The sequence below is a fragment of the Escherichia sp. WS3227_2 genome, from assembly GCF_046486495.1.
Taxonomy (GTDB): domain Bacteria; phylum Pseudomonadota; class Gammaproteobacteria; order Enterobacterales; family Enterobacteriaceae; genus Escherichia; species Escherichia coli.
In genome coordinates this window covers 1-21,110 of record NZ_JBJQLG010000028.1, presented here as the reverse complement: position 1 = coordinate 21,110, position 21,110 = coordinate 1, and the positions used below count along the sequence as shown (strand labels likewise).

General features: G+C 47.3%; 25 protein-coding genes and 8 pseudogenes. 12 read left to right on the top strand and 21 right to left on the bottom strand.

Annotated features, from left to right (window positions below; all coding sequences use genetic code 11):
- The first annotated feature begins 26 nt into the window (after nucleotides 1–26).
- Together ACJHXB_RS23800 and ACJHXB_RS23795 are read left to right on the top strand one after the other, a co-directional pair.
- On the top strand, nucleotides 27–467 hold the full coding sequence (locus tag ACJHXB_RS23800) for a hypothetical protein (protein ID WP_023352064.1): 441 nt from the start codon (nucleotides 27–29) through the stop codon (nucleotides 465–467).
- Nucleotides 464–712, top strand: coding sequence for a hypothetical protein (locus ACJHXB_RS23795; protein WP_000747846.1), 249 nt, complete (start codon nucleotides 464–466; stop codon nucleotides 710–712). The genes ACJHXB_RS23800 and ACJHXB_RS23795 overlap by 4 nt, the downstream gene beginning before the upstream one ends.
- A 38-nt stretch (nucleotides 713–750) precedes the next feature.
- Here ACJHXB_RS23795 and ACJHXB_RS23790 read toward each other — a convergent pair.
- Nucleotides 751–1,472, bottom strand: a pseudogene (locus ACJHXB_RS23790) (helix-turn-helix domain-containing protein).
- 234 nt (nucleotides 1,473–1,706) lie between these two features.
- Here ACJHXB_RS23790 and ACJHXB_RS23785 point away from each other — a divergent pair.
- Entirely contained in the window at nucleotides 1,707–2,396 is a 690-nt protein-coding gene (locus tag ACJHXB_RS23785; RefSeq protein WP_000452096.1) for an EAL domain-containing protein, read from the top strand.
- 53 nt (nucleotides 2,397–2,449) lie between these two features.
- Here ACJHXB_RS23785 and ACJHXB_RS23780 read toward each other — a convergent pair whose 3' ends face one another.
- The 5 genes from ACJHXB_RS23780 to ACJHXB_RS23760 all read right to left on the bottom strand — a co-directional run bounded on the left by ACJHXB_RS23780 (nucleotide 2,450) and on the right by ACJHXB_RS23760 (nucleotide 5,713).
- The gene (locus ACJHXB_RS23780) at nucleotides 2,450–3,094 is read right to left on the bottom strand and encodes a hypothetical protein (protein WP_001514450.1); all 645 of its coding nucleotides are present in this window, start codon (nucleotides 3,092–3,094) and stop codon (nucleotides 2,450–2,452) included.
- A gap of 188 nt (nucleotides 3,095–3,282) precedes the next feature.
- Entirely contained in the window at nucleotides 3,283–3,843 is a 561-nt protein-coding gene (locus ACJHXB_RS23775) for a Ref family protein (protein WP_074014775.1), read from the bottom strand.
- A 247-nt stretch (nucleotides 3,844–4,090) separates the two neighbouring features.
- Nucleotides 4,091–4,402 carry a hypothetical protein gene (locus ACJHXB_RS23770; RefSeq protein WP_038989442.1) on the bottom strand — a complete coding sequence of 104 codons (312 nt, stop codon included), beginning with the start codon at nucleotides 4,400–4,402 and terminating at the stop codon, nucleotides 4,091–4,093.
- A 50-nt stretch (nucleotides 4,403–4,452) separates the two neighbouring features.
- The gene (locus ACJHXB_RS23765) at nucleotides 4,453–5,484 is read right to left on the bottom strand and encodes a site-specific integrase (RefSeq protein ID WP_074014776.1); all 1,032 of its coding nucleotides are present in this window, start codon (nucleotides 5,482–5,484) and stop codon (nucleotides 4,453–4,455) included.
- Between the two features lie 7 nt (nucleotides 5,485–5,491).
- Complete coding sequence (locus ACJHXB_RS23760; RefSeq protein WP_000542336.1) at nucleotides 5,492–5,713, bottom strand: hypothetical protein; 222 nt, start codon at nucleotides 5,711–5,713, stop codon at nucleotides 5,492–5,494.
- Nucleotides 5,714–6,317: 604 nt separating this feature from the next.
- Here ACJHXB_RS23760 and ACJHXB_RS23755 point away from each other — a divergent pair.
- Both ACJHXB_RS23755 and ACJHXB_RS23750 read left to right on the top strand, forming a co-directional pair.
- Complete coding sequence (locus ACJHXB_RS23755; RefSeq protein ID WP_000874154.1) at nucleotides 6,318–6,527, top strand: hypothetical protein; 210 nt, start codon at nucleotides 6,318–6,320, stop codon at nucleotides 6,525–6,527.
- 110 nt (nucleotides 6,528–6,637) lie between these two features.
- Nucleotides 6,638–7,489, top strand: coding sequence for a phage repressor protein C1 (locus ACJHXB_RS23750; protein WP_000611657.1), 852 nt, complete (start codon nucleotides 6,638–6,640; stop codon nucleotides 7,487–7,489).
- Between the two features lie 25 nt (nucleotides 7,490–7,514).
- Here ACJHXB_RS23750 and ACJHXB_RS23745 read toward each other — a convergent pair whose 3' ends face one another.
- The 8 genes from ACJHXB_RS23745 to ACJHXB_RS23710 all read right to left on the bottom strand — a co-directional run bounded on the left by ACJHXB_RS23745 (nucleotide 7,515) and on the right by ACJHXB_RS23710 (nucleotide 13,134).
- Complete coding sequence (locus ACJHXB_RS23745) at nucleotides 7,515–8,999, bottom strand: terminase (protein WP_000124150.1); 1,485 nt, start codon at nucleotides 8,997–8,999, stop codon at nucleotides 7,515–7,517.
- Complete coding sequence (locus tag ACJHXB_RS23740) at nucleotides 8,999–10,192, bottom strand: terminase (protein ID WP_203080327.1); 1,194 nt, start codon at nucleotides 10,190–10,192, stop codon at nucleotides 8,999–9,001. The genes ACJHXB_RS23745 and ACJHXB_RS23740 overlap by 1 nt, the downstream gene beginning before the upstream one ends.
- A gap of 82 nt (nucleotides 10,193–10,274) precedes the next feature.
- Nucleotides 10,275–10,727, bottom strand: a complete 453-nt coding sequence (locus tag ACJHXB_RS23735) for a late promoter-activating protein (Gp10) (protein ID WP_001312282.1) — start codon at nucleotides 10,725–10,727, stop codon at nucleotides 10,275–10,277.
- A gap of 88 nt (nucleotides 10,728–10,815) precedes the next feature.
- Nucleotides 10,816–11,859: a DUF968 domain-containing protein gene (locus tag ACJHXB_RS23730; protein WP_410233542.1), complete on the bottom strand. Its 1,044-nt coding sequence runs from the start codon at nucleotides 11,857–11,859 to the stop codon at nucleotides 10,816–10,818.
- A gap of 27 nt (nucleotides 11,860–11,886) precedes the next feature.
- Nucleotides 11,887–12,066 (bottom strand): hypothetical protein, encoded by a 180-nt coding sequence (locus ACJHXB_RS23725; protein ID WP_000113019.1) that lies wholly within the window; start codon nucleotides 12,064–12,066, stop codon nucleotides 11,887–11,889.
- A gap of 4 nt (nucleotides 12,067–12,070) precedes the next feature.
- Nucleotides 12,071–12,451 carry a type II toxin-antitoxin system death-on-curing family toxin gene (locus tag ACJHXB_RS23720; RefSeq protein ID WP_203080325.1) on the bottom strand — a complete coding sequence of 127 codons (381 nt, stop codon included), beginning with the start codon at nucleotides 12,449–12,451 and terminating at the stop codon, nucleotides 12,071–12,073.
- Complete coding sequence (locus ACJHXB_RS23715) at nucleotides 12,451–12,672, bottom strand: type II toxin-antitoxin system Phd/YefM family antitoxin (protein ID WP_001190712.1); 222 nt, start codon at nucleotides 12,670–12,672, stop codon at nucleotides 12,451–12,453. Before ACJHXB_RS23715 ends, ACJHXB_RS23720 begins: the two co-directional genes overlap by 1 nt.
- A 72-nt stretch (nucleotides 12,673–12,744) precedes the next feature.
- Complete coding sequence (locus ACJHXB_RS23710; protein ID WP_000506730.1) at nucleotides 12,745–13,134, bottom strand: S24 family peptidase; 390 nt, start codon at nucleotides 13,132–13,134, stop codon at nucleotides 12,745–12,747.
- 174 nt (nucleotides 13,135–13,308) lie between these two features.
- Between ACJHXB_RS23710 and ACJHXB_RS23705 the strand changes: the two genes are divergently transcribed.
- Nucleotides 13,309–13,881: a DNA-binding protein gene (locus ACJHXB_RS23705; protein ID WP_203080324.1), complete on the top strand. Its 573-nt coding sequence runs from the start codon at nucleotides 13,309–13,311 to the stop codon at nucleotides 13,879–13,881.
- A gap of 6 nt (nucleotides 13,882–13,887) precedes the next feature.
- Here the strand turns inward: ACJHXB_RS23705 and ACJHXB_RS23700 are convergent, their stop codons facing one another.
- The 4 genes and pseudogenes from ACJHXB_RS23700 to ACJHXB_RS23685 form a co-directional block, all read right to left on the bottom strand.
- Nucleotides 13,888–14,139: a DNA polymerase III subunit theta gene (locus tag ACJHXB_RS23700; RefSeq protein WP_001286531.1), complete on the bottom strand. Its 252-nt coding sequence runs from the start codon at nucleotides 14,137–14,139 to the stop codon at nucleotides 13,888–13,890.
- A gap of 2 nt (nucleotides 14,140–14,141) precedes the next feature.
- The gene (locus tag ACJHXB_RS23695; RefSeq protein WP_231530536.1) at nucleotides 14,142–14,408 is read right to left on the bottom strand and encodes a hypothetical protein; all 267 of its coding nucleotides are present in this window, start codon (nucleotides 14,406–14,408) and stop codon (nucleotides 14,142–14,144) included.
- A gap of 45 nt (nucleotides 14,409–14,453) precedes the next feature.
- A complete protein-coding gene (locus ACJHXB_RS23690) occupies nucleotides 14,454–14,714 on the bottom strand; it encodes a hypothetical protein (protein ID WP_001408981.1) in 261 nt (86 codons plus the stop codon).
- Nucleotides 14,715–14,986: 272 nt separating this feature from the next.
- A pseudogene (locus ACJHXB_RS23685) lies at nucleotides 14,987–15,619 on the bottom strand (hypothetical protein); the annotation flags it as partial.
- On the opposite strand from ACJHXB_RS23685, the pseudogene ACJHXB_RS23680 reads away from it, so the two are divergent.
- Both ACJHXB_RS23680 and ACJHXB_RS23675 read left to right on the top strand, forming a co-directional pair.
- A pseudogene (locus tag ACJHXB_RS23680) lies at nucleotides 15,617–16,030 on the top strand (transposase); the annotation flags it as partial. The pseudogenes ACJHXB_RS23685 and ACJHXB_RS23680 sit on opposite strands and share 3 nt — an antisense overlap.
- A gap of 39 nt (nucleotides 16,031–16,069) precedes the next feature.
- Nucleotides 16,070–16,147, top strand: a pseudogene (locus tag ACJHXB_RS23675) (DUF6404 family protein); the annotation flags it as partial.
- Nucleotides 16,148–16,268: 121 nt separating this feature from the next.
- On the opposite strand, the gene ACJHXB_RS23670 reads toward ACJHXB_RS23675, so the two are convergent.
- Nucleotides 16,269–17,627 carry an esterase-like activity of phytase family protein gene (locus tag ACJHXB_RS23670; RefSeq protein ID WP_203080323.1) on the bottom strand — a complete coding sequence of 453 codons (1,359 nt, stop codon included), beginning with the start codon at nucleotides 17,625–17,627 and terminating at the stop codon, nucleotides 16,269–16,271.
- 281 nt (nucleotides 17,628–17,908) lie between these two features.
- Here ACJHXB_RS23670 and ACJHXB_RS23665 point away from each other — a divergent pair.
- The 3 pseudogenes from ACJHXB_RS23665 to ACJHXB_RS23655 all read left to right on the top strand — a co-directional run.
- A pseudogene (locus ACJHXB_RS23665) lies at nucleotides 17,909–18,040 on the top strand (IS3 family transposase); the annotation flags it as partial.
- Between the two features lie 64 nt (nucleotides 18,041–18,104).
- A pseudogene (locus tag ACJHXB_RS23660) lies at nucleotides 18,105–18,235 on the top strand (IS5/IS1182 family transposase); the annotation flags it as partial.
- 99 nt (nucleotides 18,236–18,334) lie between these two features.
- A pseudogene (locus ACJHXB_RS23655) lies at nucleotides 18,335–19,032 on the top strand (IS1 family transposase).
- A gap of 205 nt (nucleotides 19,033–19,237) precedes the next feature.
- Here ACJHXB_RS23655 and ACJHXB_RS23650 read toward each other — a convergent pair.
- Both ACJHXB_RS23650 and ACJHXB_RS23645 read right to left on the bottom strand, forming a co-directional pair.
- A complete protein-coding gene (locus ACJHXB_RS23650; RefSeq protein ID WP_046788792.1) occupies nucleotides 19,238–20,500 on the bottom strand; it encodes a hypothetical protein in 1,263 nt (420 codons plus the stop codon).
- 301 nt (nucleotides 20,501–20,801) lie between these two features.
- Nucleotides 20,802–20,984 (bottom strand): annotated as a pseudogene (locus tag ACJHXB_RS23645) (hypothetical protein); the annotation flags it as partial.
- A gap of 50 nt (nucleotides 20,985–21,034) precedes the next feature.
- Here ACJHXB_RS23645 and ACJHXB_RS23640 point away from each other — a divergent pair.
- On the top strand, nucleotides 21,035–21,110 hold a 76-nt coding region (locus ACJHXB_RS23640), incomplete at its 3' end, for an IS1 family transposase (RefSeq protein ID WP_016240675.1).

Sequence of the window (21,110 nt, the reverse complement as noted above, 5' to 3'; positions counted from 1 at the left end):
GCCCGGTTCGCCGGGCGTCGCATAATATGGCCACACTATCTGATACAATAAAACCGAATAAAACATATCTTGAGGCGGTACTCCGTACAGCGTTGTTAGGAAAGACAGAAGACGAATACGTTGATTTCTTCCTGTCAGGGCTACGCGGGCGATTACTGAAAAATCCCCGCCTGTACCGCAGCTATGGCCCATACTGGCCGGAAATTAAAAAATTATTACTGGAGCGCGGTTATGGTAATTTCGGTCGTCTCGTTGACCGTGACGTTCGCAAATTTTACCGTTATGACCGCCCGGCGCTAACACTCATAGCCGCGACGCTCTACAGCCAGGAGCGTTTTGATAATGGTCAGATATACTCAGCCTGGCATTTACTGCCAGTCCCTGAAGAAGTTGACGACCAGGACTATGAGTTTGAGTCTTACGATTTGGAAGTTGAAGCCTTGGCACAGGCTGGAGAGAAAACTTGAAAAAGCGATACTACACAGTAAAGCATGGGACGCTACGAGCATTACAAGAGTTTGCTGACAAGCATAACGTTGAGGTGCGCAGGGAAGGGGGAAGTAAAGCTCTGCGCATGTACCGTCCGGACGGGAAATGGCGGACGGTCGTCGATTTCAAAACAAACAGCGTTCCCCAGGGCGTCCGCGACCGGGCATTCGAAGAATGGGAGCAGATCATCATAGATAATGCTCTGCTACTAAATGCTGACTGAGTTTAATATTACAATATTATCTGGGAGATAAATGCATCTTATTTCCCAGATGATAACTGATGTTTTACATATTCACATGGTGTACAATTATAATACTGCCTAAATAGGCACACAAAGTACGATATGCTACTAAAACCACAACTTTTTGATACTTGTTTGAGGGGGCGGGTTTGCTTTAGTAATTTAATAGCAAAAGCCATTCGTGTATCAAGTAATAACTTACTGAAGGAGGTGTTTTCTAATAAGAGTTTTTTCTTTATTAAACTCTCACTATGTATAGATAATCAGTTAAGTCTCTTAGTTTCCAATGTTTAGATACATCTGAAAGAAATATGCTGCGTACTTTCCCTGAGAAAGTAGGCATACCAGACTTAAGAAAAGCTCTAAGGTTGTCAACATCACTAAAAATTGAAAGTAATGAAAAAGTTAAAGCATCCTTAAAATCAGGATGTATATGATTCTGGTCACTTATATTATCGATCATCCTGATTAATAAATCAGGATAAGCAAAAGACTTTTTTAGCAAATGTGGGCATTTATCCAGAAGTTGCTTCCCTTGGTGATTGTGACAAGATAAATAGTTTCTTACAGCACTATCATTAAGTTCGAATTCGATATATTTATCTGAATAGGTTTGTAAGAATTCGCGTTCAGAATGTTTAAGCAACAGCACATCACCATAATTTAATATTAAGAAATCCTTAAGAAATTGAAAATTTATCGGTTTCTTTATAAGGATGAAGTAACAGACTCCTGACATAGCTACCACCATTCTAAAGAGGCTTTGAACAAGAATAGAGATACAGCAGCACTGAAATCAAGAAGTTGTGCAAAAAATAAAAATATTGATTTGTGTCATAGTTGCTGCTTTTTATTATTTAATTTTTATCAATTTCACTACAGATAAATAAATTGACATAGTGTGTAACCCCTGTAAATATAAAGGGCACTTTATCTGCTAAAGCCAACCAATTTAAAAATAGAGGGTGGGAGCATGGAAGTTATCTACATAGTAGAACCAATCATTTCCACAAGCACTAACAAGTTGATAGCAGTGGAAGTGTTGAGCAGATTTTATTCCAACGAGGGGGCTATTCTTTCTACTCAGAAAGTATTAGGTATGTTTACAAGCAAGATGAAGATTAACTTGCTAAAATCTCAACTTAACACAATAATCAAATATAAGTATTTTTTTGAATGCCATAATATATTATGCTCTATCAATGTAGATTATGATACCTGTTTATATATATATGGCAATAAACAAATTCAAGAACTACTAATAAACAATAAATTTATAGCGATTGAGATATCAGAAAACTATCCTGATTTAAGCGATGAGGATTACATCATATCCTTTCTACTGACTTTGACAGATAATGTTTGGCTTGATGATTTTGGAAGTGGTAACGCCACCATGAAAGCATTAATTAAAAATAAATATCATGCAATAAAACTTGATAAGTCATTTTTTCAAGAGCATATGATTAAGCCTCATTTTGATGTCATTATTAGCAATTTAAAAAAGTTATGTCCGAATATCATCGCTGAAGGCGTCGAAAACATTGATTGTCATAAGTTATCAAAAGGGATAGGGCTATGGGGCGCTCAGGGATATTTTTTCCCATCAATTCCGCTGACGGAGATTGAGTCCATAGATAGTAAGTGGCTATCAGATTTATGAGATGCAGAGAGTTAGGATATTGATATGAACATCTAAGCACCTCATTACTGTGCTTAAAAGATGTTATCCTTACCTGTTAATTTACCTTGAGGAACTTTAGTGAGCTCCATCCGATAAAATGCTTTTATCATATTTACAAATGGCTCATATGGTGAATATTCGTTGTCTTGTTTAGTAACGGTGTCTGTCATTGTCCTGATGTAGTCTGCGCTTACCACGTTGTTGTATTCTGTTGCGAAGCAGCATAACAACGTCAGAACATGCTCTGTCGTTATTTCGCTCCAGTTGATGTTGAAAAACTCATCGCCTTTTTTATCGTGTTCGGAATCGAAGATGCTTTGGTGGAGGATGTATTTGCCGGATTCCTTGCGCGGTAACTTGATCGCTTTCTGGCGTTCCAGCTCCTTGTAAATCTGCATTGCTTCAATTAGTACCGGCCTGCCGTTCATGAAGGGATCACGCAACCTTACACGCTGGCCAACTCGACCGGTAATAAAGCTGTTTTCCTCTTCCACCAGCACGATAAAACCCTTTTCCTCTTTTTCTCGCAATTCGCGCAGCAGCTGGAGTTCCATATCGCGGCGGCGTTCAGGGTAGCTGGTCCGCTCAGCCATTATCAGCTCATTGTTGATCCATGCAGCAGTCATTGACGCCGGTTTGCCGACGCTCATTGAAACAACGCATATTTTCTTATCCATAGCGCCCCTACAAAAAAGAAAAGCCACCAGCGGCGGCTTAGCAATACAACTGAAGGTAGCGCCCGGTACTCAGACTGTGCCGTCCATGGAATATTTGAAAGGGGATCCATCCGTACCGGGCATGTGATGATTCTGACTGAAGTCACTTGTCAGTTGTCAATCATTTATCATTAAAAATAATATATTTATTAGTGCATGATGTTTGCCATCTCATAGGCGTCAGCCAGTAACTCCATCTCTGACTTGTTCAGCAGGGTGAATTCTTTCTTGCCTCCAACCACACCATCGGCATGAACAGGGACCAGCCAGGGGTATTTTGCTCTTACTTCAGCCGGAGCTGCATGCTGGGGGTGCCATCTACAAAGTGGCAATTGCTTTTTATGACAACCCGGCGCGGTACGACCGGCGATATGGTGCAGAGACATCTCATTAGATATTACTCCATGCATATAGCAGGCAATGCAGGGGAGAGCGCCAAGAGCATTGGCGATGCGCCGTTCCTCCGCCGTTGGTGTTCTCCCCTTCAAGCCACGAGATTTTATTTTTACCGCGCTTTTCCGCGTTTTGCTGGCTGGTGGGCGCTCTTTCTGTTTAGCGATACGGCGGTCGAGAGTATCCCGCATTTTCTGATATTGAGATTCTCGCCAGACCGGATCAGCCAACTTCTCCCGTTGTCGAGCGATCGCTCGTTCTCTGGCTGCCTTCTGCCACTTGCGGCACTGTTCAATTTTTTGTTCGATTGTTTTCATATGGCAAAAAAAAGGCGGCCTAATGGCCGCCAATGATGTCAAGGAGTGAAGTAATGGCAACGTCTTCGTAGTTGACAAAAACTGCGGCTCAATTATGGCGATCTATTAGAGCAATAATAGATATTTTGTTTATCGCTAATCACATTTTTTCACTTCAGTACCTGTGTGCTATACTCCTTCTTGATTGATTGGATGCGGAATACAAACCCGCTCTTTTGTGCAGCCTGGCTCCTTGCCAGGCTTTTTTTTATTTCATCATGGAAGTTGTTAACGCTTTGGACCTTGCTGAACTGATTGAGAGGGCTTTGTCAACGTGCCCCAAAAATTCGCCAAACTCAGACATCACTTTAGCAAAACCGCGCCGTGCTTCTTCCTCGGTGGCATTCATCACGAAATGTTCAGCACCACGCATACTTTTGACAGGGAACGCAACGGATATTGAATCAATATCAGGCATTCTATCGCTCAGCTTTACAGTGACAATGACGGCTGGCGACTGAATATTAGTGCTTACAGACAGCACTACATATTTTCCGTCGATGTTGAAATCCTTTCTCATATGTCACCATAAATATCAAAGAATTAGAGCAATCATTTACGCGTTAATGGCTAATCGCCATCTTCCAGCAGGCGCACCATTGCCCCTGTTTCACTATCCAGGTTACGGATATAGTTCATGACAATATTTACGTTGGTCCAGCCACCAGCTTGCATGATCTCCGGTATTGAAACTCCGGCACGGGCCATATCTCGCGCGGCTCCGACACGGGCACTGTGTCCAGACCAGGCCAGGTACCTCTGGCCAGAGTCATCCTTAGCCCCGTAAATCAATCGGTGAGTTGCTTCAAAAATCCCTTCCAGGGCGCGAGTTGATAGCTGGCTGGTGGGTGATGGCGAGGCAACACCATTTTTTCTGACCCGGCAAAACAAGTAGTTATTCGGATCATCAGCCACACCAGAGACAGAAATCCATCGTTCGACCAGTTTAGTTACCCCCAGGCTAAGTGCCTTCTCTACACCCGCGGTACTAACCAGCGTTTTCGTTCTGCCAATATGGATTAACATTCTCCCACCGTCTGTACGTGAGATATCTTTAACCCTGATCCTGGCAATTTCGGCTATACGTAACAGGGTGTTATAAGCGATCCCCAGAAATGCCAGATTACGTATATCCTGGCAGCGATCGCTATTTCCCATGAGTGAACGAACCTGGTCGAAATCAGTGCGTTCGAACGCCAATGCCTGTTTTGCACGTTCACCGGCATCAACGTTTTCTTTTCGAATCCGCCGCATGACCAGTGAAACAGCATTGCTGTCACTTGGTCGTGGCAGCCCGGACCGACGATGAAGCATGTTTAGCTGGCCCAAATGTTGCTGGATAGTTTTTACTGCCAGACCGCGCGCCTGAAGATATAGAAGATAATCGCGAACATCTTCAGGTTCTGCGGGAAACCACTTCCGGTTATTCAACTTGCACCATGCCGCCCACGACCGGCAAACGGACAGAAGCATTTTCCAGGTATGCTCAGAAAACGCCTGGCGATCCCTGAACATGTCCATCAGGTTCTTGCGAACCTCATCACTCGTTGCATCGACCGGTAATGCAGGCAAATTTTGGTGTACGGTCAGTAAATTGGACATTTAACACTCAGATAATAGTTTTAAGTAAAGTGTACAGGATTGGCTCTGCCTTTACCTGTTTATGGTTCTCGTCATAGAAACGCCAGCGACCGCGCGTGCGTTCTATTTTCTCTTCACCGCGCGATAATGACAGTTGGCAACTATCACGATCAAACCCTTTTGCCCGCCAGTAACCACGGTTTTTCTCAAGCTCAAGATGAGTGGACACTTTAGCAGCTGAATATCCCATTTTTCACCTCTGATTGATTGGTGGTGCTAAGTGCGCTACGCGAAATCTGGAGCACTAACACTGCCAACATTTCGCAGATTTTACGTAGCGCAACCTTGATCAAATGATCAAGTGATCACTATTTGACCTGATAAGGTATTGAACTGTATGGATTTACAGGTAAATTGATCATGTTCAATAACCCTTAAGATAACTTCGTATAATGTATGCTATACGAAGTTATTAGGTCTGATGAGGAGTTTACGTCCAGCTGTGTAGAAAAATCAAGAACTATTAGAGCAATAAAAATTGAGAGTAAAATCCCACTCCACCAGCCAAATACTGGATTGTTTTTCATGGTCGTTTGACAATTGCTCTAATAAATTATAGTTTTGCCGCCGTTTCGTAATACGACTTTGGACTCACTACTTAATGTGTCTTCAGCGTTGTAGAACGGCTCAGAAGGAAATGAGCAAACAGGGAAACCTTATACAACGGCATTACCGCTATGCATTGCTCATCTTACACACAGCGCAATGTTGATAGATAACCCCAGCATGGAACATGGGTGAAACAGTAGGTCAGAGCTTCAGGCTCTGTGTTGTCAATACAGTGAGGCATAATTATGGCTTTCATTCCACCAACCATCGACGATGTTAGACATTGCTCTAACGCTTTATCTGTAGACCCCGCCGAAACCGACGCTGCTCGCGCCATTGCTGAACACTACTCAAAGATATCCAATCAGGAGTACCGCATCACCCAAGACGACCTGGATGATCTCACTGACACAATCGAATATCTCATGGCCACTAACCAGCCAGACTCACAATAAATGCACTAATAAATCTATTATTTTCGTTGGATCCTTTTATAATGGTGGCCAACAACTCTCAGTGTCATCCGCTGTGAGCTGTTGGCCATGTCAATTCTGGAGGAGGATCAATGATAAATTATGTCTACGGCGAACAACTGTACCAGGAGTTCGTCAGCTTCAGGGATCTCTTTCTAAAAAAAGCTGTTGCACGCGCCCAACACGTTGATGCCGCCAGCGACGGTCGTCCTGTTCGCCCGGTTGTCGTTCTGCCGTTCAAAGAAACGGACAGCATTCAGGCTGAAATTGATAAATGGACTTTAATGGCGCGGGAACTGGAACAGTACCCAGACCTCAATATCCCAAAGACTATTTTATATCCAGTGCCTAACATCCTTCGCGGTGTGCGTAAGGTTACGACTTATCAGACAGAAGCTGTGAACAGCGTCAACATGACCGCTGGCCGCATTATTCATCTGATTGATAAGGACATTCGCATCCAAAAAAGCGCGGGGATCAATGAGCACAGTGCGAAATACATAGAGAACCTGGAAGCAACAAAAGAGCTAATGAAGCAGTACCCGGAGGATGAAAAATTCCGTATGCGCGTACACGGCTTTAGCGAAACAATGCTGCGCGTCCACTACATTTCCAGCAGCCCTAACTACAATGATGGTAAATCAGTTAGTTACCATGTGCCGCTGTGTGGCGTGTTTATCTGCGATGAAACTCTCCGTGATGGAATCATCATCAACGGTGAATTCGAGAAAGCAAAATTTAGCCTTTATGACTCTATAGAACCGATCATCTGCGACCGCTGGCCGCAGGCAAAAATATATCGCCTGGCAGATATTGAAAATGTAAAAAAACAAATTGCCATCACTCGCGAAGAGAAAAAGGTCAAATCAGCCGCATCAGTTACGCGCAGCCGTAAAACTAAGAAGGGGCAGCCTGTAAACAGCAACCCCGAAAGCGCGCAATAGTTTTCCATCCGGCATGGTCAAATTGTTATTCATTAAGCCATGCCAGAGCTTCATCAACCTGCGCTTCGTCTTCGACGCTAAGCACTTCATCTTGGGGAACATAGTTCGCCAACATAGCGAAACAATATGTATCCCAATGGTCCGGTGAGTGCAGGTTGAGTTTTTTCTTCATATCTTCCTTTGACATCACCTTCCATTGACCTGCGGAATTTATCCCTACCGGTATCTTTGATGCTTCCTCTATAGTCGCAGCCCCCTTATCAAGCCGCATACGCCCTGATTTTACAGCTTCTGCCGCCTGAATATTCGCGAAAGCGCGCATATCGAAATAAAGGCTTTTATCTTCACGGCTGTGCATCTTTTTACCCCAGCGGATACGCTGGACGGTAATACCATAGCGTTCGTACATCAGATCAGCCGTCGATTTCCCCAAGCCATCGCCATCAATAGCTATGGTTATGTTCGGGAACCGTTCTGGGTTACATTCAGCGAAAATCTTGGCGGCTAACTGCGTTTCTGTAACGTCTGTGTATTCCAGCATACGATAGTTGATTACACGGCGTTTATTTCGCTGGCCGGACACCATCATGATATTAATAACGGACTTATCTCGTCCTGTGCCACCAGCAACGTCAACACATGCAACCCAGCCCCATCCTTTGGCAATCTTGACCTTTCGCCGCGTCGCCCGCTCAACCTCATCACGACCAAGAAGAAAGCCATCTTGAGATTTGGGAAATTCACCACGTACTTTGATCATGTACATGGGGTTATCACGACCGCCATACTCCGCAAGTTTTGCTCGTATAAATTTTGCATCTACAAGCGGAGATTCTTCACTATTCAGTATTATCGCAGTAAACAATCCATCAGGATTTCCCGGTCGAATAGCTAGTCTGTGGTGTGAATCGTAGAAATAGCCTGAAGGTCGCGTAGGCTGGGAAAGAAGCAGAATACGGTTATCCTTACCGGTCAGCGCACCTGTTATCACACTGAATGCTTTATCACTCACACCCGACGCTTCGTCGATGATATACAAGAGATGATCGGCGTGTTCACCAGCCAACGCCTCCTCATTTCCGGGGCGACAGGACTTTATCAATATTGTCCAAACACCCTTGCCAGTCACCTCAAAAAAAGACGTTTCTGTAAGAATGAAATACTTCGACAACCACGGGAATCTGCTAACAGCAGTAGCCCAATTGCTCTTTATGTATTTGAAAATACCATCAAGGACTTGCTGTCTTTTGTTAGCGACCAGAATGACGCGAGCGCCGGGGAAAAACATGATGAAGAGTATTGCAATGATACTCGTCATATCCGACTTACCAGTACCATGGCCGGAGGTCACACTTGTCCAACTGCCGTCCTGCTGCGTGGACTCAATGATCTCATCCTGCTGCCAGGTTGGTGTCTTCCCAAACAACACATCAGCGGCCGCAATCCAGTCATAACGATATAGCGCCACCAGCTCGCGCCAACGAGGGTCAGTTACGCAACTTCTGGCCATTAATCAGCATCCCCGTACAGTTTGCGGGTAACTTCTTCGTCTTCCTCCTCGTCTTCGTCCAGATCCTGTTCAAGCCATGCTTCGTTTGATATGCCTTCCGCATCGACATCACCATAACCGCCTGTATCGACGATATCGGCAATTTCTTCTCTACGATGCTCAATCCACAATGCGGCATCAGCGCGGCGGCTGGCGGCCCGTTCTCGTGCGATTTTATCCAGATCTTCAAGGGATGGAGCGCCAGATGCTGTTTGGTTTTCCTCGTCATCGGTATTGGTCTTAGGAGCACGCAGATCGGCTTTGATTTGCTCCAGCATCAGGGGCGGAACTTTCCCGCCATGCGCCTCGATGAATTCAGCTGCTTCCAGCACTGACCAGTTATTTTCACGCTTTCGTTCGTATGCCAGCTTAACAATGCCAGCTTGCCCCATAGACAAAGCGTGCTTTTCCGCCTCCCGGCTTTCTTTTCGATAGTTATTCCGGATGCTGTAAATGGTGTTGATCAGGCTGCTTATCTGCGCGGAACAGCTGTTTAGCATGCTCGCGATACGGTATTCAGGCGGAGTACCTTCATCATCGCCTTTTTGCTGATCGCGCATTTCCTGCACCAAGCGAATACACGTATCCCTGGCGTTCTCCAGCATAAGGAGATGAGAAAGAGACTTTTCCAGAAGAGTGGTTTCCAGAACATCGGCCCCGGACCGACGCAACATAGCGCGCGCGGCCTTCCGCGCTTCAACGTCATCTATCAGGTAATCGCCAGCTTCGAATTCAAAGCGTTCACCATCATCATCCAGGGTGTCGCGTTCCAGGCGATCACGTAAGGTACGGTGGGCGCGGGTGATCACGTCATGATCATCAGAACGATCATTTATGCGCTTATTTTGGCGCTTAGCGTTCTCGACTGCGGCACTGACAACAGCATTAACTCTTTGTTTTTCTGCCATTTCAGCCACAATGTGATCACCTGCACGTTGATCATTAGCGTGATCAATGATCATGCTTTTTAGTGGTTTCCTGACAGGCTTATTTGGCTTACGGCTGTCCGCTGTTCCGGTGTCTTCTTTGAATGCACGGAGATAACGACGTGCGGTGTTTGGGTTGAGATTAAACTCGGCGGCATATTGTGCGATGGTGTAACCACCATCTCGCGCCAGGCGAGCAAAATTCTTCTTGTGATCGTCCCAGGTCACTTATGCTTCCTTTCGTATAAAACTCTTTTTGACGCGAGGGTAACGAAAGTCACATGTCAAAAGGCCCGGAACGGGCAATCAATCAGATACGTGCGGATGTGGCATTACCGTAATGACGGTGCTGACGGACCACCTTATTGAAAAGTTGACGCGCCATTACCCAAGGCTGGTGCTCCCGGCGTTCCTTTTCGTCCTGCGTCATATAGAGTTCGTTCTGGAGTTTTTCATCAAACCGGCGCGGAGCGCGGCTGCGGCGAAAGAATTCAGGATTCAGAGAATGGATCTGAAATCTACGTGGGCGTGTACTGTCATCAATCAAAACAGACGAATACTTAGACACAGCGATAGCCTTTAAGCGCAGATAAACATCGCGCTTATCGACATCCAGGTGCGGGTATTCCTTTTCAAGAATTGCTGCGAGTTCTTTCGCTGATAGAAGAGATTTAGTGCGGATCATGTAATCCGCAATCTCGTACGATGTTATTCGTGAGTGATTTATTTCCATGAAGTGGCGTCCCTGCCAGTTAAGTAACATCCTGTCACCTACTGATTAGCCCATGTCAACTAATCAACGTCGAATATAATACCCTCGATTAAAGAAATGGCAATACATTAGAGCAATTTTATCTAACACTCGACGAGTGACTTGTGATAGCGCCGACTCCAAGCGCGTAATCAAAGAACAATCGTTGATGCATCGCCAGCCTACCGTGCGTCTTCTCCCAATTATCGCGGTCACGCTCAATATCACGCTGGCATGACTGGCACAGAGGAATAGCATAAATGTCATGCGCGCATAATCGACTATGACGAACGATATAAGGCGTAATGTGAGCGCCAGCTCCCGCAGCTCCACAGCCACAGCATGGACGGGAAGCCACAAAGTCCATGTACTCGGGCAATTTTAGCGATTGAAGTTTTGGTATTTTGAAATGCGCCATACCTGGGTCGGAGTCAACATCCACAGGGCATACTTTTGCACGCATCGGCGCGGCGCGTTCTTCCATCATCTGAACATATGCTGTAGCGCGATCGTCATACGGGCGAATATCCGCCTCTTTCAGAGGTCCGCTATCCTGCGGAGTAGCCTTCATCTTATTTATTGATATGCGGCAGACTTCTTCCGGCATCAGGTGCATCATGTTGCGCATGAAAGCCCACCAGCACAGCTCCTGAATACTTAAATCATGGCTATTTGAAAGGCCCATTTCCTGACGGGCGACATCCAGTATCCAGTTAACGCGATTATTGTGCAGCGTTTCTTTCAGCTCATTAAAACCACGCATCCGGTAATGGTTATCGTGATGCCAGCACAACAACACCGCGCTATTGCCTCGTTCAGCGTGGACAATATGGTTGTCACACCAACTACGATCTGCGGCCTGGCATTGACCCTCTTTCCTACACAACCACGCCACCAGCGCGTCAATTCCACCAATACGGCGAAACAGTTCATCGCTGTTAAAAAACGGCTGCAACGCCTCATTTGTTGCCATGGTTTGCTCGGTAACAACGAGGCCGTCTTCCATGTGCTCGATTAACTCACGCGGCACCGGCTCCATAATAAATTTACGGCCAGCCTCCACCAGCTTTCTGACCTCCTGATCCACTTTGAACGTGGCGAGGCCAAGCTCTTTCTGTACAAAGGGAGTAATTACGGCTTTCACATCACACCTTTAATCACTGATTGGGCTTTATCTGCTGCCCGGCATTCTCTGTTTAAGCACAACCATTTCCTGACGGCATAACACAGCAATAGCGGTCCTGACTCCAATTTGCTTACCAACCAGGTATTGCTTTACCTTGCGGCGACTCACGCCATCAAGAAGCATCTTTAACGCTTCACGGGACAATTTGTTGTATTTGCGTGCCATTAATCTACTCCGCAGAACCATACAATCTACGTAACGTGTCGGCGACAGAAGATACAGATATCTCGCCAGTCGCAGCGCCTACAGTAAGGTCTGCCAGTTCAGGTGAATCAAATACCTGCACCCCGTTACGGCGTAGAAATAGCAGCGCGCTGTTTAGCGCGGTACGCTTATTGGCATCATTGAATATATGCCCTCTCGCTGTAGCCACCAGGTAGGTGGCGGAGACTTCGAAAAGGTCGGTGATCTCTTCGTAGGCAACTCTGGCCTGAACTCTCCCGATAATGGCCTCTGCCCTACCCGGATCAGACATTCCCGGCAGGCCGCCGTAGCGGCTTATATTCGCATCATGAAGCGCCATAAGTTCTTCCGGTGATATATGCCTCATTATCGGTTAACCAGTTCCTTGTTGGTGGAGTCCAGGGTGTCAAACAGGGATGCAAATTCAGCATCCAGCGCCGCTTTTTTGTAGGCTTCGAAAGTAGCCTTGCTGACAATTACTGCTGGCTCACGGCCTCTGCGGGTGATTTCAACCTCTTCCCCGGCTTCAACATTGTTGAGCACTTCAGAAAGGTTGCCACGCGCGGTACGGAAGTTAATGGATTGCATAAAAACCTCGTGTACTCGTTATGTGTACACAATTATAAACTTCACAGGCATAAAGCACCAGCCCTTTGCAGCTTAAATAACCGGACAATCATCAAACTCCCCACTTCTGGCATCATTGATGACATGAGTGATCACACCAAAAACAGCATTACTGCCCGTGTATCCATCGTCATCTACTGGTAACGCCTCTTTCTTCCCGGTGCTTAAATCCTCCAGGTGCTGGCGCGGATACTTTCGGTATCTCTTTATGCGATATTCACCCTCCATAGCGCACACAAGCAGAGAACCATCAACCGGAGTAAGCGAGGAATCAACCACCAGCAAAGCACCCTGCAATATTCCCTCACGGTGATGGCTATCAGCGGCCCGCATGAAGTAGGTTGCTGATGGATGCCTGATTAGTTGCTGATCAAGAGAAATTCGGCTTTCAACATAATCCGCCGCAGGAGAAGGGAAGCCCATAGCGTTTTCACCTCAACAATACTGTTCATTTATACAGTATACATTAAAGAGACACCTTTGGTGCAAACGCGTTACGTACATCAACCACCGCTGATGATTTTGTGCGCTTTGCTACTATTCATCACCAACGGATCAGCGGAACCTCGTTGCCAATCAGTTAATAAGGAATTAGCTATGCCTAATCGCATTCCCCTCGATCCTGTATTGCCCAAAAATTTTGACTGCACTCCTAACGAGAAACGCTCTAAAGCTCAGCTGGACGCCTGGTGGGACCATCCCTATGGGGTTACAGAACATGACGGGAAAATTGTTGTTTATTGTCTGAATGGTGGCGCGTGGGACCGCCCGTCCGTGCTGGGTTTGGCAAATAACTATGATGAAGCCTGTGAACTTGCCGAAAGACAGCAGGCAAGCTGGGTAAAAACACGGTCTGAACCGACATTAATGTTTTCAAAAGAACCGCCATTTATACTGGCGAGGATGCCGCAGCGACCGGATCATCAACAAGAAATTGTTGCTGAATTTTCCTCAATGGACGAGATGAATCTCTTCTCATTAAAGCAGGAAGAAAGGGACCGCGTCGAAGTGTCTCCAACTCTCGACCACAACCGGATGAACCTGGCCCAGCTCGCCTGGTACAGCAAAGAATTGGAGATGTCTATCGCCCGGCTTGAAAACGAAAAAGCCGCTATCCAAGCCCAGCATGAAGCTGTCATTGCCAGGATACGAGAAGTTCAAAACGGTTAACTACCGCTATTTCTTTACGGCATCATCTTTCTGATATGCCGGATCGCTCCCTTTTGGCAACTGGAGGCTTAACTGCCGGTAGTGCCGTAGACGTTCCATGAAATAGGTGCGCAGGTTCTCTGGTTGCTCGCGGGCTACCTGTTCAGCTATGACAGGTATGTTCAATCGCTCTTTGTACGCCACACCGCTGGCAGCCAGATCAACGTTCACCTTATCCCGTTCTTCCTGACTTTTAGCTGCAATATTCCAATCGCTCATATTTAAGGCTCACATTTCCAGATGGTATTCTGAACACCCGAACCGGGCGCAAGATGAGGGTTAGCGTTCGCGCTATGCTGATATACTGCTTTAGACTTCCCATATTGCTGACAGGCTTTATCTGCGGTTTTTTGCAGGCTATCCAGGCCATACCAACCATCTGACTGGATGCTAACCTTTTCGCCGTCATTGTATTGCACCATCGCACATCCAGACACTGCCAACATCGCGCCGACAATAACGCTTTTCCATAAAACTCTATGCAACATAGACAAAAATCCCCTCTGTGAATTGAGGGGATTTTAGCATGGTGATCAGAGATCAGCTTTATGCAGAATTTTATCCACCAGCGATGTGATTTTTTCTGCCAGGTCATCATTACTTACCCAATCCTGGCGGGCAGCCAGAACGGGCGACAAGGCTAATATTAACTCTCGTCGTAATGATACGTTCCTTGCTACAGGCGGAATACGTGGTGCTGGTGGTGGTTTAAGCCCCTCGCTCCCTTGTATTTCTGGAGTATTCGGCTGATAGCCATTAGTTATTTTCGGCGGTATTGGACGAGGACGAAACATCGCGCTACCTCCTACACTCAGGGCAGGTGTTCCCTTCCGCAAAGTAGGGGAAACTGCTATCAAGTTCATCACACCATCTGCGATGCTCGTAGCACCAAAAAGCCTCCCACGGTAAACCAAGAGACTTCATCCACCGGGATACTCGATCTGGTATATCTGCTGGTGGCAGTTCTTCTGGCAATAATTTGCCTGATAATTCCCTTTCCGCCCGCGCCAGCATTCCTTTTAGACTCGCATTCTCTTTTTCAAGAATCTCTATGCGCGCCTGTAACTCAGCTTTCGTTGGCATGGCCCGCCTCTTGCTTATCAGCCACCAGCGGCAATAAAACCCTGGCCATCTTATGAACCAATAGTGCATCAATAATGCCAAGCGTATGCCCTGGCTTAATGTTTAATGCCGCCTCAAGGTGACATCTTTCCAGGCCACTTTTCTCGACTTGTTTATGATGATCTGGCGTAATAACGTCGCCCAAAACACGGCTAATTTTTTCTCGTAATTGCTGGGTGCCAGCACACTTGATCGCTGTATCGTGGAGGCGGTTAACCAGTTCGCGATAAACATGCGGCTTAATGCGGATACGTTCACCGGTGACGCCATTTCCTGACGCAGGCACCGAACTATCCGGAATATCCGGATAGTTGCCAGCCAGTCTACGCAACACAGCCTTAACGGCCTCAATACGGTCATCATCGCAACTTTTCGCCGTATCTATGCGGTCGAGCATGATGATGGCGTTATCAATATCAGGATTGCCGGCCCACTCATTGCCGCGATTGGATTCGGCAGCCTGGTTACCAGATGCGGGTTGATTGTTGGCTTTACCTTGTCTGTCATCACTGCATGAATGCCCTTCCAGCCAGGCCAATGCTTGTCGCATGAAATACGCAATATGTTTGCCGTGGTAACGGAAGCTGCCTGCTGGGCTCATGCCCGCCGAAAGATCCACGATGTGCACGTCCGCATCCCGTCAGCACTGACGGAAGAAGCCCTGGAGCAGATCGGTCAGTTGTACGCCATAGAGGCGGATATAAGGGGAATGCCGGCAGAGCAGCGGCTTGCTGAACGTCAGCGAAAAACGAAACCGCTGTTGAAATCCCTGGAAAGCTGGTTGCGTGAAAAGATGAAGACCCTGTTCTTCGGCTCTGGCCATGGTGGTGAGCGGGGAGCGCTACTGTACAGCCTGATCGGGACGTGCAAACTGAATGACGTGGATCCAGAAAGCTACCTTCGCCATGTGCTTGGCGTCATAGCAGACTGGCCGGTCAACCGGGTCAGCGAACTGCTTCCGTGGCGCATAGCACTGCCAGCTGAATAACACATCCCCGTCAATACGGCCCTCGCTGTACGCTTACTTTTGTTCGGACTGCTTATGGCCTTTTTCCACTGGTGGCGCAGGAAAGTTAACCGGCTGCCACCATGGGATGACGTGTAAACCGTGCAGGCATGTTTTCACGTGGTGACGCTTTCATTGGGGGTCTACGCCGGAACCCCAATATTGTTCACATACATGAATTTGAAAAACTAAGCGATACTGCTGTCCGTACCTTATAAACTTATTTCAACGCTTCCGGCAGCGTCACAATCCACAGTTCACTGTCAGACTCCGGTTTCTCCAGTGGCTTCACTCTGAGGGTCGTTTCAACCTGCTTGTCGTCAAGCGTCAGCTTTCCTTCCGCGTTCACCCGATAATCCTTGAATGTCTTGCCCTCGACCGGATGTTGCATCGCCACCTTCACGCCAAAGTCGTTATCGTTCGCCACCGCCAGCGTTTTGCTGTCGATCAGCGCCAACCCTTCAGCCTTCTCCTGCTGCCAGCCCAAGGAGCGCAGATCAACAACCTGCGTTTTCTGCGCAAGGGTAATGCCGCGCTGTGACAGGGTTTTCTCATCATCAAACTCCGGATACTCACCCGGCTTGTCGAAGCCTGACAGGTCGCTCGCCTTATTGAGATCGACCTTGTAAATCAGGTTACGCATTCTGTTGTTTTTATCTCTTCCCTGTTCGATCAGCAGGATGTGCTGGTTATCGAGCGCCACGATGTCTCCGATTTTAGCGTCGCTGTTTTTGCTGTAGACCGCGCTGTCGATGGGATAACCGTACATCGCGGTTTTTCCGCTTGCCGGATCGAAGCTCACCAGACGCGTAAACAGCGCCTTTTCCTTGCTCTTAGCGTCGATATCCAGCGTACTTTGCACGGCGACAATAATACGCCCGTCCGGCATACGGGTGAGGCCTTCAAAGCCGCGGTTCGCCTGACGCCATTTGAGGATATTTGGCAAACCGCCCGCAATCGCTTTTTCCCCTTCCGCCGCCTGCGGACCGTGGATTGCCAGGATTTTCCCTTTACTGTCGATGTTAATCAGGAACGGGCCATACTCATCGCACAGCCAGTAACCTCCTTTACCATCCGGAGTGATCCCTTCCGTATCCAGCCCGCGATTATCCCCCTTCAGTCTATGTAACGTGTCGCTGAAGGCCACTTCATTGGTGGAGCCAATCACGTCGCTTGCCAGCGGCAGACCGTTGATCGCGCCTTTATCGTCATGCAGAGGACGGGGATCGATGGCCTCCGCTTTGCCGTTTTGTACACGAATCGTCATCAGCAGCGGCGCGAAATCTGGCGTAACGAAAATTTTAGTTTCGTTTTTCCCCTCTTTCGGTGAATCCGCGTTCGGACCGCGATCGGTAATGGTTGCGAATGTCAGGGCATCGCCCTGTTTACCGGTGAACAGCAGGCCAGAACCTATCCCAACCGGAAGGCCGTTCGGGAATGCACTGGCAAATGCGCCGGCGTAGTTCACGTGCGTGCCTTCTGGAAAACTGACGACATAGCGCTCAGCCGTAGGTTGTGCCGCCAGGGCAGAGAAAGAGAGCGTACAACCGATTAGCACGGGAATAATTTTTCTTTTCATATTGTTAGCATCCATAAAGTGAAGATCACACTACACCATAAAGAAGAAATGAGTCAGGAAAATGACATCGAATGGCAACATGCGCGGGCCTGAGGCCAAAGAAATGTAAAACACTGTTGTTATTTGTAACAACGGAAACATTTACGGAAATTATTTGTCTTTCTTCGTGATCAAAAATGCTGTGTCTTGTTGGATTGGAGTGATGAGGGCTGCGTTTAGGAAACGCCCTATATTGTACGGTTGCATTATCGCGGTAGGGGTAATGCACGTGTCAGTATGATGAGCTGACCACACTCACGTGGGTGGACTGGTATAACAATCGACGATTGCTGGAAAGGCAGGGCCATATCCCACCGGCAGAAGCAGAAAAAGCTTATTATGCTTCCATCGGAAACGATGATCTGGCAGCCTGAGTTCACAGATAAAACACTCTCCAGGAAACCCGGGGCGGTTCAATTGCTGGATAAGATCATAACGATACACCGGGTTAAACAGGTGGTCACTGCTTCACTGAAGCTGCGTGATTATGATGGTCAGGTAGCAGAAGCTATGCCCATGATACCAAAATGACGAAAGCCGAAATGTCTGAAAGCGTGTGTATTACCTGAAAATATGACCGGCTCCGGGGTACGTAACCGATTCAACAAAGCCAGGTGATGCTGCCAACTTACTGATTTAGTGTATGATGGTGTTTTTGAGGTGCTCCAGTGGCTTCTGTTTCTATCAGCTGTCCCTCCTGTTCAGCTACTGACGGGGTGGTGCGTAACGGCAAAAGCACCGCCGGACATCAGCGCTATCTCTGCTCTCACTGCCGTAAAACATGGCAACTGCAGTTCACTTACACCGCTTCTCAACCCGGTACGCACCAGAAAATCATTGATATGGCCATGAATGGCGTTGGATGCCGGGCAACTGCCCGCATTATGGGCGTTGGCCTCAACACGGTTTTACGTCACTTAAAAAACTCAGTCCGCAGTCGGTAACCTCGCGCATACAACCGGGCAGTGATGTGATTGTCTGCGCTGAAATGGACGAACAGTGGGGCTACGTCGGTGCTAAATCACGTCAGCGCTGGCTGTTTTACGCGTATGACAGGATACGGAGGACAGTTGTGGCGCACGTTTTCGGTGAACGCACTCTGGCCACACTGGAGCGTCTTCTGAGCCTGCTGTCGGCCTTTGAGGTCGTGGTATGAATGACGGATGGCTGGCCGCTGTATGAATCACGCCTGAAGGGAAAGCTGCACGTTATCAGCAAGCGTTACACTCAGCGCATTGAGCGACATAATCTGAATCTGAGACAACATCTGGCAAGGCTGGGACGGAAGTCACTGTCGTTCTCAAAATCGGTGGAGCTGCATGACAAGGTCATCGGGCATTATCTGAACATAAAACACTATCAGTAAGTTGGAGTCACTACCTGCCAGGTGGAGGAAGTAAATGCTGCCTGTCTTCCGTTGCCTCTGATATCGTTCCATCAATATCTACTATGACGATGTACGGACGTTCCTGGTGTGCGTGTTTATTGAAAATACTCAAATGCCCTCCTCATTGGACGAAAAAAATGCTGGTGGGCGCACTCCACCAGCATTAAAAGTGACACTGTAACTATCAGCGAACGTAAATAGTGCCGCCGTTCTCTTTTTCCCATGCATCGCTACGTGCATAGCAAACATCGAGAAGTCTTCTTGCCGCAGTTTCCTCTAAACCCAATTCAACAACCAACTGCTCATGACGGCGGGTAACTACATCAAATAGGCTATGCAGCCCTTTATTGGCCAGTTCATCAATGAATTCCGGTTCGAACGGTAGCTCTGCATCTGCCAACATAACCTCTTGCGCCCACTCGACACGACGGACCAGTTCCGGGCGGCGGCTTTCCATCTCTTTACAGATCAATTCATGGAAGAACTCTACCCAACCTTCCGGCTGGAACTCGCGGAAAATGGCCAACGGCTGGAAGTTTGGCATCAACCATTCGTTGATCCGGATATCAATGGCATAGCCCATGTCGCAGCAGAACTGATAAGCAAAGTCCAGCTTAGAAACGATATAAGGACGCTCGTTATTGAACTCTTTAGGCGATGAGATCCCATAAGCCAGGAGGCGCGGGAAGAAGGAGATTTGCCCTAACGTCGGATGAAGTTTGCTTGCAGGGAAACGGCGCTCAGTAATGCCATACATTTCCTTCTTGAGCGTCGCAAATTTGGCATTCTCATTAACCAGCGCGGTAACCTCTGCTTTTTTATTAGCAAATGCCACGCGCGCTTCGCTTGCATCTTTAATAGTTTTTTTGAGCTGTTGGTTAAGGTCGGCGACCTGCTTACGCAGTTCCTGTCGCTCGCTTTTAGCTTTGTTATAGCGTTTCTCAAGGTTAAAAGGATCAAGTTTCATGATCTCTTTATATTGAGATTTTAGCGTTGAAATCTGTGAGTTCCGCAGTTCAACCATCGCGGTCATTTCATTGAGTTTTGTTTCCAGCTCAATGCTTATACGTTCGGCATTATCAGCACGCTGGTTGGCGTCATGCGTCGCATCGTCGATCGCGTCCTGTTGCTGGCGTTTCAAATGTTCAATTTGCAGCTGAAGCTCTTCAATTTCTTTACCCTTCAGACCGAGATCCAACTGCATATTTTCAGCTGCATCTACCAGGGAGTTATGGCTATCAGCTTCTGCGTTATAAACATCAATAAGCTGTGCGTGAAGCATCTCCGCTGACTGAACCGCATTATCAAAAAAACGTGCTGTGAGGTCATCACAACTAACGCGGCGTTGCGCGGCCCGGATGTTCTGGATAATGGCCGGGATACCGGCATTCAGGACATCAGGGATAGATACATTTTCGATTGATTGGTTTTGTGCTGAAGTGCTCATTTCAAAGTTCCGTATTAGCTTGTGCTTCGGTCATTTTTCCTAAGTATGAAGGAGGAAGGACTACGCAATTTGTATCCAGTCCCTCACCTATGGCAGCCTGTAAAATTCTGGCTAAGGTGAGTCTCTTGTTGCGATACCTGGTGATGACATGCCTGATACCGCCGGTCGGCGTAACAAAGGCGATCAGCCAGTAGTGATATTTCCGTCGGAATGGCCACATAGTGCACCTTGTAGATTGCTCTAATAAAAAACGTGATGAGTGTACATCACGTTTTAAAAATATGGAATTATTAGAGCAATATTATTCTGATTCTTGCTCAAAAAATGAGCTGATAAGGGGAAGCCAATCCTCTGACACTTCGCGAGGTCGCGGTTTGCCGTGGAAAAAGATTATTCGGCAGTCCTTTGGTAATGCCCCATTCCCCCTGGAGTAGCGCGCACTTGCATATTTCGAACCAGGTTCCACAACATCGGCCTTGGGTGATGCTGCCAACTTACAGATTTAGTGTATGATGGTGTTTTTGAGGTGCTCCAGTGGCTTCTGTTTCTATCAGCTGTCCCTCCTGTTCAGCTACTGACGGGGTGGTGCGTAACGGCAAAAGCACCGCCG